10 protein-coding genes and 3 tRNA genes are annotated in these 13,305 nt (G+C 56.1%); 6 read left to right on the top strand and 7 right to left on the bottom strand.

What is annotated here, in order from left to right:
* Window positions 1-24: 24 nt before the first annotated feature.
* From frdD to frdA, 4 genes are read right to left on the bottom strand one after another with little or no spacing between them, the layout of a single operon-like run.
* On the bottom strand, window positions 25-384 hold the full coding sequence (frdD, locus tag N037_RS12675) for a fumarate reductase subunit FrdD (RefSeq protein ID WP_000609653.1): 360 nt from the start codon (window positions 382-384) through the stop codon (window positions 25-27).
* 10 nt (window positions 385-394) lie between these two features.
* Window positions 395-790 (bottom strand): fumarate reductase subunit FrdC, encoded by a 396-nt coding sequence (gene frdC, locus N037_RS12670; protein ID WP_032641377.1) that lies wholly within the window; start codon window positions 788-790, stop codon window positions 395-397.
* A 10-nt stretch (window positions 791-800) separates the two neighbouring features.
* Window positions 801-1,535 carry a succinate dehydrogenase/fumarate reductase iron-sulfur subunit gene (locus N037_RS12665; RefSeq protein WP_023310124.1) on the bottom strand — a complete coding sequence of 245 codons (735 nt, stop codon included), beginning with the start codon at window positions 1,533-1,535 and terminating at the stop codon, window positions 801-803.
* Complete coding sequence (gene frdA / locus N037_RS12660) at window positions 1,528-3,318, bottom strand: fumarate reductase (quinol) flavoprotein subunit (RefSeq protein WP_032641375.1); 1,791 nt, start codon at window positions 3,316-3,318, stop codon at window positions 1,528-1,530. Before frdA ends, N037_RS12665 begins: the two co-directional genes overlap by 8 nt.
* A 310-nt stretch (window positions 3,319-3,628) precedes the next feature.
* Between frdA and epmA the strand changes: the two genes are divergently transcribed.
* Both epmA and yjeM read left to right on the top strand, forming a co-directional pair.
* Window positions 3,629-4,606 (top strand): elongation factor P--(R)-beta-lysine ligase, encoded by a 978-nt coding sequence (gene epmA / locus N037_RS12655; RefSeq protein ID WP_023334238.1) that lies wholly within the window; start codon window positions 3,629-3,631, stop codon window positions 4,604-4,606.
* A gap of 194 nt (window positions 4,607-4,800) precedes the next feature.
* Window positions 4,801-6,300, top strand: coding sequence for a glutamate/gamma-aminobutyrate family transporter YjeM (gene yjeM / locus N037_RS12650; protein WP_032641372.1), 1,500 nt, complete (start codon window positions 4,801-4,803; stop codon window positions 6,298-6,300).
* 37 nt (window positions 6,301-6,337) lie between these two features.
* On the opposite strand, the gene mscM is transcribed toward yjeM, so the two are convergent.
* The 3 genes from mscM to rsgA form a co-directional block, all read right to left on the bottom strand.
* Window positions 6,338-9,661 (bottom strand): miniconductance mechanosensitive channel MscM, encoded by a 3,324-nt coding sequence (gene mscM / locus N037_RS12645; RefSeq protein ID WP_023334240.1) that lies wholly within the window; start codon window positions 9,659-9,661, stop codon window positions 6,338-6,340.
* Between the two features lie 19 nt (window positions 9,662-9,680).
* Window positions 9,681-10,649 (bottom strand): archaetidylserine decarboxylase, encoded by a 969-nt coding sequence (asd, locus tag N037_RS12640; RefSeq protein WP_023334241.1) that lies wholly within the window; start codon window positions 10,647-10,649, stop codon window positions 9,681-9,683.
* Window positions 10,650-10,746: 97 nt separating this feature from the next.
* On the bottom strand, window positions 10,747-11,799 hold the full coding sequence (gene rsgA / locus N037_RS12635) for a small ribosomal subunit biogenesis GTPase RsgA (RefSeq protein WP_023334242.1): 1,053 nt from the start codon (window positions 11,797-11,799) through the stop codon (window positions 10,747-10,749).
* A gap of 107 nt (window positions 11,800-11,906) precedes the next feature.
* Between rsgA and orn the strand changes: the two genes are divergently transcribed.
* From orn to N037_RS12615, 4 genes are all read left to right on the top strand, one after another.
* Complete coding sequence (orn, locus tag N037_RS12630) at window positions 11,907-12,452, top strand: oligoribonuclease (protein WP_023310130.1); 546 nt, start codon at window positions 11,907-11,909, stop codon at window positions 12,450-12,452.
* Between the two features lie 196 nt (window positions 12,453-12,648).
* Window positions 12,649-12,724 (top strand) — tRNA-Gly (locus N037_RS12625).
* Window positions 12,725-12,769: 45 nt separating this feature from the next.
* Window positions 12,770-12,845, top strand: a tRNA-Gly gene (locus N037_RS12620).
* A 157-nt stretch (window positions 12,846-13,002) separates the two neighbouring features.
* A tRNA-Gly gene (locus N037_RS12615) sits at window positions 13,003-13,078 on the top strand.
* Window positions 13,079-13,305: the final 227 nt, after the last annotated feature.

The following is a 13,305-nucleotide window of genomic DNA, read 5'->3' as shown; positions in this document are numbered from 1 at the left end:
CCGCCGGATGGCGGGCCAGAAGCGTCAGATGGTGACCACGGCAATCAGCGTCACCACGGTCAGGATGGTCGCCAGACCGTAGAATACCCATTTACCGCTCGGGACATGGATTTTCAGGTCATGCATCGCATGGTGAATACGGTGCAGACCACACCACAGCGGCAGGACGATCATCAGGAAGATGAACACGCGGCCGATAAAGCTGCTCGCGAACGCCAGTACGCGTTCGTAGCTCAGCGCATCGCCCGGGAACAGCCCCAGCGGCAGCATAATGCCGACCAGCAGGATGATGACGGGGGCGATGATGGCACTCCACATGCCGCCTGCGCCAAACAGGCCCCAGAAGACCGGCTCGTCAGAACGTTTTGGATTTGGATTGATCACAGGTGTCTCCTTACCAGAACAATGCGACAGACAGAATGACCACAGTGACCAAAATCGTCACTGCCCAGAGCCCTTTAATCACCGGCTCTGGCCCCATTTTCTCGTCTTTTATGATGATATTCGCCGCTTTTGGCGCCAGCTCAAACCAGGTTTTGGTATGAAGCAGCGCGGCCGCGAGCACGATCAGGTTCAGAACAACAATGATCGGGTTTTGCAGGAAACCGACAAAGCTGGCCCAGGCTTCCGGACCGTGCTTGAGGGCAAAAACGCCGTACATCAGCTCAAGGCTGAACCAGACCGCCGGTACCGCCGTGCCTTCACGCAGCATGTAGAAGCGATAAAACGGCAGGTTTTTCCACCAGGTGGACGGCACAGGTCGCACATAGGCTTTGCGTTTAGTCGTCATCATGCACTCCTTAGCGTGGTTTCAGGGTAGCGATAAGAAAGTCTTTCGAGCTTTCCACTTTACCCTGCTGAATTGCGGCGGCCGGGTCGACGTGCTTCGGACAAACTTCGGAGCAATAACCCACAAAGGTACAGCTCCAGACGCCGTTCTGGCTGTTAAGCTGCGCCATACGTTCTTTTTTACCGTGGTCGCGGCTGTCCTCGTTATAGCGGTGCGCCAGGGTAATGGCGGCCGGGCCGATAAACTCCTTGTTCAGGCCAAACTGTGGACAGGCGGCGTAGCAAAGACCGCAGTTGATGCAGCCGGAGAACTGATGGTATTTCGCCATCTGGGCCGGGGTCTGGGTATTTGGGCCCTGATCCGGCGTGCGCGGATTACCGATGATGTACGGCTTAATGGCTTCCAGGCTTTCGATAAAGTGGGTCATATCGACCACCAGATCGCGTTCAATCGGGAAGTTGCCCAGCGCTTCGACCTTAATGCCTTTGGTGTATTCGCGCAGGAAGGTCTTACAGGCCAGCTTTGGCACCTTGTTAACCATCATGCCGCAGGAGCCGCAAATCGCCATGCGGCAGGACCAGCGGTAGCTCAGGTCTGGCGCCAGGTTGTCTTTGATATAGCCGAGCGCATCCAGCAGGGAGGTTTGCTCGTCATAAGGCACTTCATAGAAAGCGCTGTGCGGCGCGGCGTCCACTTCCGGATTGTAGCGCACCACTTCAACTTTCATTTTTTGCATCTCAGCCATTCGCCTTCTCCTTCTTCTCGGCGGCTTCTGCTTCTGCACCGTACACGCGTTTTGCCGGCGGCAGCGTGGTGATTTTCACGTCGCTGTAGTCCAGACGTGTGGTGCCATCCGCATCGCGCCAGGCGAGAGTGTGTTTCAGGAAATTGACGTCGTCACGTTCGGTACAGCCTTCGTCCAGACGCTGGTGGGCCCCACGCGACTCTTTACGCGCCAGCGCAGAGTGCGCCATACATTCCGCGACGTTCAGACCGTGGCCCAGCTCGATGGTGTAGAGCAGGTCGGTGTTGAATACGCTGGAGGTATCGGTGATGCGAACGCGCTTGAAGCGCTCCTGCAGTTCCGCCAGCTTGTCGACGGTTTTTTGCATCAGCTCAGGGGTACGGTAGATACCGCAGCCTTCTTCCATCGACAGGCCCATCTCGTCGCGGATCTTCGACCAGTTCTCATTGCCTTCCTGGTTCACCAGATCTTTCAGGCGTTTTTCAACGTCTGCGACCTGCGCATCCAGCGCGGCACCGTTGGCTTCGCCTGCTGTCGCCGCCCGCTCCATCGCGCGCTCGCCCGCCATGCGGCCAAAGACGACCAGCTCTGCCAGCGAGTTAGACCCGAGACGGTTAGCGCCGTGCAGACCGACAGAGGAACACTCGCCGACGGCGAACAGGCCTTTAATTCGGGTTTCGCACTGCTGGTCGGTTTCGATCCCGCCCATGGTGTAGTGCGCGGTTGGACGCACCGGAATCGGCTCTTTCACCGGGTCGACGCCGACATAAGCTTTCGCCAGCTCGCAGATGAACGGCAGACGTTCCAGCAGCTTCTTCTCGCCAAGATGACGCAGGTCGAGATAGACCACATCGCCGCGCGGCGTGGAGATGGTGTTGCCTTTGCGCCACTCGTGCCAGAAGGCCTGAGAGACTTTGTCGCGCGGGCCGAGTTCCATGTATTTGTTCTTCGGCTCGCCGAGCGGGGTTTCCGGGCCCATGCCGTAATCCTGCAGATAGCGGTAGCCGTTTTTATTGACCAGAATACCGCCTTCGCCGCGGCAGCCTTCCGTCATCAGAATGCCGGAGCCCGGCAGGCCGGTTGGGTGATACTGCACGAACTCCATATCGCGCAGCGGTACGCCGTGGCTGAGCGCCATGCCCATGCCGTCACCGGTGACGATGCCGCCGTTGGTGTTATAACGATAAACGCGGCCCGCACCGCCTGTTGCCATCACCACAGCTTTCGCGCGGATCTGGACAAGCGTGCCTTCCATCATGTTCATCGCCACCAGGCCACGCGCCTGTCCGTCATCAACCAGAATGTCGAGGACGAAATGTTCATCGAAGCGCTGAATTTGTGGGAACTGAAGGGAGGTCTGGAACAGGGTGTGCAGCATGTGGAAGCCGGTTTTATCGGCGGCGAACCAGGTGCGTTCAATCTTCATTCCGCCAAAGCGGCGAACGTTGACGCTGCCGTCCGGACGGCGGCTCCACGGACATCCCCACTGTTCAAGCTGGGTCATTTCCGTTGGACAATGATGCACAAAGTAGTCAACGACATCCTGTTCGCAAAGCCAGTCGCCCCCTGCAACCGTGTCGTGGAAATGGTATTCAAAGCTGTCATGATCCTGCGCAACGGCGGCGGACCCTCCTTCTGCTGCCACTGTGTGACTACGCATTGGATAGACTTTTGAAATCAATGCGATTTTAGCGTTGGGATTAGCTTGTGCTGCAGCAATCGCAGCACGTAATCCAGCCCCGCCAGCGCCTATTACGGCAAGATCGGCTTGAAAAGTTTGCACGACATTCCTCCAGATTTTTGTTATTTCGCAACGCGACAAACTAAAGGTAGTTCACCCGTCCAAAAGGACGATTGCGAAAGCGTTTCCACTGCTCCTTTATGGGTAAAACAGTATAACCGTGTAGATGTCAGGGAAATTTGACGTGTTCGATTTTTTTGCTGTTCTGTCAGGCGATTTATCATGAAGATTGATGAATTACGTCACGTAATTACTCACCTAAATGAAATGCGCTTTTTTACTGCGCAAAATTTGTCTCTGCCCCTGCTAACGAGTAGACTTCGTGCCCTTGTCTGAAATCGGAGAACAACTCATGAGCGAAACGGCCACCTGGCAGCCGAGCGCATCCATCCCTAATCTGTTAAAACGCGCTGCAATTATGGCGGAGATCCGCCGTTTCTTTGCCGACCGCGGAGTCCTGGAGGTGGAAACGCCGTGCATGAGTCAGGCAACGGTAACGGATATTCATCTGGTCCCGTTTGAAACCCGTTTTGTTGGCCCCGGCCACTCTCAGGGCATGAATTTGTATCTGATGACCAGCCCGGAATACCACATGAAACGCCTGCTGGCGGCGGGATGTGGTCCGGTGTATCAGCTGTGCCGCAGCTTCCGTAATGAAGAGATGGGGCGTCACCACAACCCGGAATTCACCATGCTGGAGTGGTACCGCCCGCATTATGATATGTACCGCCTGATGAATGAGGTGGACGATCTGCTGCAGCAGGTCCTGGAGTGCTCAGAAGCTGAAACGCTCTCCTATCAGCAGGCTTTCCAGCGCCATCTGGAAATCGATCCGCTGTCGGCGGACAAAGCCCAGCTGCGCGAAGTGGCGGCAAAGCTGGATCTGAGCAACGTGGCGGATACCGAAGAGGATCGCGACACGCTGCTGCAGCTGCTGTTCACCTTCGGCGTTGAACCGCAGATTGGCAAAGATCGTCCGACGTTTGTCTATCACTTCCCGGCAAGCCAGGCGTCACTGGCGCAGATCAGTACCGAAGATCATCGTGTTGCAGAGCGTTTTGAGGTCTATTACAAAGGCATCGAGCTGGCGAACGGCTTCCACGAACTGACTGATGCCCGCGAGCAGCAGCAGCGCTTCGAGCAGGATAACCGCAAGCGCGCCGCGCGCGGTCTGCCGCAGCAGCCTATTGATGTTAATCTGCTTGAAGCATTAAAAGCCGGTCTGCCGGATTGCTCCGGCGTGGCGCTGGGCGTTGACCGTCTGGTGATGCTGGCGCTGGGCGCAGAGCAGCTAGGCGATGTGATTGCCTTTACCGTCGATCGCGCCTAATAACATGCCGGGTGGGCTGCGCTTACCCGGCCTACCATTCCTGTCAATTAACCTTTCCATTTCCGCACAACAACATTAAAAACTGCCACTTTCTCTATACACGGGTCTTTTTCTTAATTTGCTCCTTATAGGCACAATTTTTATCTGGTCTTCTGCTACCATCCGCGCAGTTTAATTCCTCTTCGGATGGTTCTATGTCCCAGTCACTCAAAAAGATGACCCTTACCGGGCTCATTCTGATGATATTTACTTCAGTCTTTGGCTTTGCCAACAGCCCGTCAGCGTTCTATCTGATGGGCTACAGCGCGACGCCGTTTTATATCGTTTCTGCTCTGTTCTTCTTTATCCCGTTTGCGCTGATGATGGCGGAGATGGGCTCGGCTTATCGGAAAGAAGAGGGCGGGATCTACTCATGGATGAATAACAGCGTCGGGCCGCGCTATGCGTTTATCGGCACGTTTATGTGGTTCTCATCCTACGTCGTCTGGATGGTCAGTACGGCGGCCAAAGTCTGGGTGCCGTTCTCAACGTTTCTTTTCGGTGCCGATAAAACGCAGGTCTGGTCTTTAGCCGGGCTGAGCTCCACGCAGGTTGTCGGGGTTCTGGCGGTAGGCTGGATGGTGCTGGTCACCCTGGTAGCGTCTAAAGGTATCAACAAAATTGCCCGGATTACCGCCGTGGGCGGGATCTCGGTTATGGGATTGAATCTGGTACTGCTGCTGGCGAGCATCGCTATCCTGTGCCTGAACGGCGGCCATTTCGCGCAGGAGGTTAACTTTGCCTCCTCGCCGAATCCGGGCTACCAGTCCGGGCTCGCTATGCTCTCCTTCGTGGTGTTTGCTATCTTCGCTTACGGCGGTATTGAAGCCGTAGGCGGCCTGGTCGATAAAACGGAGAACCCGGAAAAGAACTTTGCGAAAGGCATTATTTTTGCCGCCATCGTCATTTCCATCGGCTATTCGCTGGCGATTTTCCTCTGGGGCGTCAGCACCAACTGGCAGCAGGTGCTGAGCAACAACACCACTAACCTTGGCAACATCACCTATGTGTTGATGAAAAGCCTGGGGATGACGCTGGGACAGGCGATGAATCTGAGTCCCGAGGCGGCATCGGTAATGGGAGTCTGGTTTGCGCGTATTACCGGCCTGTCGATGTTCCTCGCCTATACCGGCGCGTTCTTCACGCTGATCTACTCGCCGCTGAAAGCGATCATCCAGGGGACGCCAAAAGCGCTGTGGCCGGGACGCATGACCCAACTCAATACCGCAGGCATGCCTGCCAACGCCATGTGGATGCAGTGTCTGCTGGTGTGCGTGTTTATTCTGCTGGTGTCATTTGGCGGCGATACCGCATCGGCGTTCTATAACAAGCTGACCCTGATGGCGAACGTGTCGATGACGCTGCCGTACCTGTTCCTGACCCTGGCATTCCCGTTCTTTAAGGCGAAGCAGGATCTTGAACGTCCGTTTGTGATTTTTAAAACCCGTGCGGCAACGCTGCTGGCGACCACGGTGGTGGTGCTGGTGGTGGCGTTTGCCAACATCTTTACCATTATTCAGCCGGTAATTGAGGCGAATGACTGGAACAGCGCGCTGTGGATGGTCGGCGGCCCAATCTTCTTCTCGCTGCTGGCGATGGGGATTTATGAGAATTACCGTCGACGCGCGATGGCGTACGTCGCAGAAGTGGCGTAGCGGGAATATTCCCCTCCCGAAAGGGAGGGGAGCAGCGTTACAAACTTCCCGCCGGGCGCGTACGCGCCGCTGACGTCAGCGTTCTTCCCGTTTTACGTCCGTCCAGAGTTTCCAGACGCATCTGGAACGGTGGGAACGGCATATCAATACCGTGCTCGCGGAAGCCCGCCAGAATCAGCTGGTGGATCTCATGGCGCAGCGGCATACGGTGGCCCATTTCGGCGGCGTAGATACGCAGCTCGAAAATCTGGATCCCCTGCTGTAAATCCACAAGGAAGACTTCCGGCGCCGGGTTGTCGATGACCAGCGAGCAGCGCTCAGCGGCGGTGTAGAGGATCTGGGTGACCTCTTCGCTGTTGGCATCCGAGGGTGCCGGTACCGTCAGCACCACACGGGTAACGGAGTCTGACAGCGACCAGTTGATGAACTGCTCGGTGATAAACGCCTTGTTTGGCACGATGATCTCTTTCCTGTCCCAGTCGCTGATCGTCGTCGCACGGGTGTTGATCTTCGTAATGCTGCCGGTCAGATCGCGGATCGTCACGGTATCGCCAATACGGATCGGTTTTTCGAACAGAATGATCAGGCCAGAGATGAAGTTGGCGAAGATCTCCTGTAAACCAAAACCCAACCCTACACCAAGAGCCGCTACCAGCCACTGGAGCTTCGACCACTCAATACCGATCATTGAGAAGCCAACCAGCCCGCCAAACAGCATGATCAGATATTTGGTAATGGTCGTAATCGCATAACCCGTCCCCGGGGTTAAATCCAGGTGCTGCAGCAGCGCCAGCTCCAGCAGCGCCGGGAAGTTGCGCACCAGCTGCGTGGTGATGATCAGCACCAGAATGGCAATCAGCACCGCCCCTAAGGTAATCGGCTCCAGGCTTTCAACACCCTGCACCGTGGACGTCACGTCCCAGAGAGAGATGTTCTCCAGGAAGCCAAATGCGGAGTGGATCTCTGACCACAGGAAGATCACCGACAGGAGGGCAATCAGCATCAGGATGGAGCGAACCAGGCGCAGGGACTGGGTGCTGATGGCATCCAGATCCAGTTCAACCTCGTCCGCATCCGTTGTGCCTTCCGTACTGTTGACGTGGTTTGGCTCTTCCTCACCCCGCGCGCGCTGGGCGAGGATCTCCGCCCGACGATGCTTGGCTCGGTCAAAGGCCAGGCGGCGGCGCTGGATCAGCATCCAGCGGCGGATCACGTGGTACACCACCAGAAGCAGGAACCAGATGGCCACCGAGGTTTCCAGCCGCGCCAGCAGCGCCTGCGCGGTTGCCAGATAGCCCACCGCGGCTGCCAGCATCGCAAACAGCGGCGCGCTAAGCAGCAGGTTCCAGAGCAGCCGGTTAAACATGTTTTCGCCGCTGCCGGATTTATCCAGATAGAGCGGAATACCCGCGCGTTTCAGGCTGAGCGTGACGATAGCCAGCGCCCCGCATATCAGCATAAAGCAGAGGCGGCCCAGCGAGCCTGAGAATTCCCGGTCGTTGAGATTATCGAACATGATCAGCGCCATAATCAGCGGCACAATCAACCCGATGCTCATCAGGTAGTAGCGCATGGCGCGCGCGACGCGATTACGCGGCCAGCCAAAGTGGGTGATGAACAGGCCATTAGGGCGTGCGAAGGTGGCGCAAATCATGACCACCCACAGCAGCGGCACCGTGGCGGTGACGCCATCGCCAATCGCGACCGCGAGCGGATAGGGCCAGGCTTCCCGCAGGCCATACCCTAGCGTCATCCACAGCACCGGCAGCGGGGAGGCGACAAGAATCGACCAGAATACGGTGCGCAGCGTCAGCCAGAAGTGATCCTGGGTGACTTTCCCGACCCTGGAGCTGGAACGCTCCAGGAAACGGGTGAAATGTCTGCGCGAGTAAATGCTGAAGCCCACCAGAATCAACGCCCCCAGCAGCGGGAATATGGTCTCTTTGCTGGTGAACATCATCACGCTGGCCTGTCCCAGCTGGCTGAAGGTGTCCAGTGAAATCAGACGGCGCAGGTCCTGAACAATCTCAATCGGCCACGAGAAGGTCATTGGACGCACGTCGGACGTCCAGAAGAGATAACGGTGCGTCGCCTCGTTCACCTCTTTCAGCGCATCTTCCAGCTGGCTGTTGGATACTTTTAGCTTGGTCAGCTCCAGAATCAACGTATCCCCGCCCTGGAGCAGAGAGTTCAGCAGTTCACGCTGGGTACGCAGCTGGGCTTCCAGAATGCGGTTTTGCTCGCTGGTCAGGGGCTGTCCGTCAGCCTGACGGATCTGGCGGATTTGCGGCTGTTTATTGAGGAGATCTTCAAAGTGCAGTCGCTGAACGCGCAGCTGGGCCATCTCGGTATCCAGCTGCTGCGGCTTCGGCATCTCCGGCAGGCGCGCGACCTGGGCGCGCAACGCTTCGCCCAGCAGGTTAGATGACCCGAGCCACTGGGACTGCTCGCGCAGGGTGTTGAGCGCCTGGCGAACCTGAAGGGTTTGATTGGTGGCCTGACGCTGCTGCGAGGCAACCAGATCCATGCGCTGCGCCTGCTGGTTCAGCGCGGCGGAAAGCTCGCGGTTGACCCTGAATTGTTCGTTGATACCGGCAGGCAGATTTTCGCTGTTTTCAGCGAGCAGTTCGGTACTTTCCAGCGCGCGCTCCGCTTCGCGTTGACGCTGGCTGTTGAGCTGGTTGCGCAGGGCCTGAAGATACGCGTCTAACTGCTCGCTCTGCTTCTGAGCGAGTTCTGAGCGCATCCGCGACAGTTCCTGGCGGTTATTGGCGGAAAGCTGCGCCAGTTCGAGCTCATCGACAAGGGCCTTCAGGCGAGCCGATTCTGCCTGCAGACCCAGATTTTGGGCCTGCGCCTGCGGCGTGTTGCCGCTTTGCGTACCCACGCGGCGCTCAACTTCATTAAGCTGGCGACGGGCGTCGGTTTGCTGTTGCGGAAGCTGACTGAGCGAGTCGGCGATTTCGCGCGCGCGCTCCTGCTCCTGCTGAGCAAGGCGGCTCTTTTCCAGAAGCTGGCTGCTGACCTGCAGGATCTCCTGGTTTAGTGCGTCGGAGGTCATCCCTGCGGGCACATCGCGCGGTTCGTCACGCAAATTATTAAGCTGCGTGCGCAGCGTCTGCGAGAGTTTGGGGAAGTTGTCGATAACCTGCTGATACTGCTGAGCGCGCTCAAGAGAGCCTTTTCGCTCCTCAAGCGCGTTCAGGGCAGCCTGGAGCGACTCGACGGTCTCTGGCTGAGCGGGTTTGGCCGCTTTTGCCTGCTCCAGTTCCTGAGTTATCTGTTTGGCGTCGGGGGCTGTCGCTGCGTACGCCCCCATGCTGAGGCACCAGGCCATCAGTAGAACGATAATCGGGCGCACGTCAGCGATCCTTCTGTTGTTAGCCTTCGTCTTTTTTGTCGTCAACCAGCGGGCTGGCGTCGTGCTCGGCCTTGATCTCTTCTTCCGGCAACGGCGCAGGCTCTGCATCTGGCGTCACGAAGGTTTCGGTAGAGACCGCCAGCGGCTGGCCCAGTTTGGTAACTGACAGGCTTTCGAGGTGTTCAGCCAGCTTCACTTTGCCCGGCGCAAACAGGTTAATCACGGTCGAGCCCAGCTTGAAGCGACCCATCTCCTGACCTTTCAGCAGGGCCACAGAGCCTTCCGCTTCACCGGCAGGCCAGGTCCAGCGTTTGATCACGCCTTCGCGCGGTGGGGTGATGGTGCCGGCCCAGACGGTTTCGATACTGCCTACAATGGTCGCACCCACCAGAATCTGTGCCATAGGACCAAATTCAGTATCGAACAGACAGATGACGCGCTCGTTACGGGCAAACAGGTTCGGCACGTTCTGCGCGGTCAGATGGTTTACGGAGAACAGGTCGCCTGGGACATAAATCATTTCACGCAGGATACCGTTACACGGCATGTGCACGCGGTGATAGTCGCGTGGTGACAGATAGGTCGTGGCAAACGTACCATTACGGAACAGATCCGCCATCAGGTAGTTACCTGCCAGCAGCGCTTCCAGACTGTAGTTATGGCCCTTCGCCTGCAGGATTTTGTCGTCTTCGATGTTACCCAACTGGCTGATCACACCGTCCGCAGGCATCACCAGCACGTTAGGGTCGGTGTTCAGCGGGCGCACTTCGTCACGCAGCGGACGCACGAAGAACTCGTTGAAGGTGCGGTAGCTGGCGGTGTCCGGCTTTTGCGCCTCTTTCATGTCGACCTTGTAATATTTTACGAAAAGATCGATGACCAGTTTGGTCAGCCAGCCCGCGCGTTTGCTTGCGCCCCAGCCCGCCAGGCGAGTGAGCCACAGTTTTGGCAGAATGTATTGAAGCGAAAGTTTAAATGCGTTTAACAAGGTAGCCTCCAGGCCATTGTTTTGTCGTTCCTGATCCGGCGTTAAGCCGCCGGAACCTGAAAAAAGGGGACGATTTTAGCGATGCTTAGCTTAGTTGTCAGTTATCAGAATCAGAAAAGTTTTTACGCGTTTTTACGTCTTCCATGCTCTCAAGAATACGGTGGTAATTCTCGAAGCGGGTTTCTGCGATCTCGCCTTTCTCAACCGCTTCACGAATAGCGCACCCTGGGTCGTTATCGTGTTTACAGTCGCGGTATTTACAAGCGCCTAAATAATCATGGAATTCGACAAATCCGTTAAAGATTTGTTCCGGCTCAAGGTGCCACAAACCGAACTCACGCACCCCTGGGGAGTCAATCACGTCGCCGCCGTGCGGGAAATGATACAGACGCGAGGCGGTGGTGGTGTGCTGGCCCAGACCCGAGACGTTGGACACATCATTAGTCAGGATCTCTTGCTGGAGGCCAAGCAGGTTGTTCAGCAGGCTCGATTTACCCACGCCGGACTGGCCCGCAAAGATGCTGATACGGTCGGTCAGCGCTTCTTCTAACGGTTTCAGGCCATCTTTGGTGTGGCTGGAGACCATCAGCACGCGATAACCAATCTTGCGGTAGATATCCATCTGCTCATTCACGAAGGCCATACCGTCGTCATCCAACAGATCGATTTTGTTCAACACGATAATCGGTTCAACCTGCAGCGTTTCGCAGGCGACAAGGTATCGGTCGATAATATTGAGCGAAAGCTCAGGTAAAATCGCCGAAACAATGACGATCTGGTTAATGTTGGCGGCAATCGGTTTTACGCCATCGTAGAAATCCGGGCGGGTGAGTACCGACGTGCGTTCATGCACGGCTTCAACGATGCCCTTAACCGTGACACCTTCAGCGGCCTCTTTACCCGGACGCCAGACCACGCGATCGCCGGTAACCAGTGAACGGATGGTGCGACGGATATTGCAACGGTGAATATCTCCGTCGGCGGATTCGACATCGGCATGCATACCGAAACGGCTGATGACTACGCCTTCTGTCGCTTCACCAAACAGGTTGTCGTCATAATCCGGCTTCTCCGAAGTGGTTTTAAGACGGCGCTGGTGGTTGGCGTTTACGCGGCGCTGCTGCCCTTTGGAGAGTTTATTTTTACTCAATCGCGCTGGCTCCTGGTCGCCCGTAAGGGGCAAAACCTCTATGATACACTCTAATTAATACTAGTTAACCTGCTACTGCCGGTTATGCGAGAAGGGTGGAAAATAACATGAGCGCGGATGAAAACAACCTGATTTGGATCGATCTCGAAATGACCGGACTGGATCCCGAGCGCGATCGCATCATTGAAATTGCAACGCTGGTGACGGACGCCAACCTGAATATCCTGGCGGAAGGGCCAACGATTGCGGTGCATCAGTCCGACGATCAGCTGGCGTTGATGGATGAATGGAACGTGCGCACCCACACCGGCAGTGGCCTGGTGGAGCGCGTGAAGGCGAGCACGTTCGGCGATCGCGAGGCGGAGCTGGCGACGCTTGAGTTCCTGAAACAGTGGGTTCCGGCAGGCAAATCGCCAATCTGTGGGAATAGCATCGGCCAGGATCGCCGTTTCCTGTTTAAGTACATGCCGGAGCTGGAGTCTTATTTCCACTACCGCTATCTGGATGTCAGCACCCTGAAAGAGCTGGCGCGTCGCTGGAAACCTGAAATCCTCGACGGCTTTAAAAAGCAGGGGACCCACCAGGCGATGGACGATATCCGTGAGTCCGTGGCGGAGCTTTCCTACTACCGCGAAAACTTTATTAAGCTGTGATTTTGAGATCCGGCGCCTTGCGTGGCCGGCTTTTTGTCGTTAAATTGTTCAGCTTGCCGATTAAATAAGCATTTGAACTTAATTTCGAAAAAATCGCTTTAAGGGGGGTTGCAGCTAAAAGGATTTCTCGTATAATGCGCCTCCCGTAACGACAGAGAATTACACGTTACGACAGCAGCAAAAGCAGTGCAGATTTGCGGGAATAGCTCAGTTGGTAGAGCACGACCTTGCCAAGGTCGGGGTCGCGAGTTCGAGTCTCGTTTCCCGCTCCAAAATTTGAAAGTATCTCCGGATACGCCCAGCACCAGAACACCCAAGCGGGAATAGCTCAGTTGGTAGAGCACGACCTTGCCAAGGTCGGGGTCGCGAGTTCGAGTCTCGTTTCCCGCTCCAAAATTTGAAAGTGCTTCTAAAGCACAGACCACCAAATCGTGGGATTTCGAGTTGCAACAAGGCGGCAACTGAACGAATCCTTGGGAGCTTACTTGAGTAAGTGACTAAGGTGAGTGAAGGCAGCCAACGCAGTGGCAGCTTGAAAGACACAGATTAAGCGGGAATAGCTCAGTTGGTAGAGCACGACCTTGCCAAGGTCGGGGTCGCGAGTTCGAGTCTCGTTTCCCGCTCCAAATTCTTCTTCATCTCTAAAGTATCCACAGCGAAATGACTCGTTGGGGACGTTTTCTATTGTCTCTGAAATACTCTTGTGAACAGAGTTATCCACAGAAACCGCGCTTACCCTGAACAGGGTTAAAACTTAGCAGGGTGAATAGTATCCATTTAAATCACTGTATTTGATGGCTAAATTTTCATTTCAAAATGTTAGTGAGATCACTTGACCTCTTCTCTAGCCCAG

The organism is Enterobacter sp. EGD-HP1 (assembly GCF_000733275.2).
GTDB lineage: Bacteria > Pseudomonadota > Gammaproteobacteria > Enterobacterales > Enterobacteriaceae > Enterobacter.
Note: the sequence above shows the minus strand (reverse complement) of the source record. Positions and strands in the feature narration are given on the sequence as shown.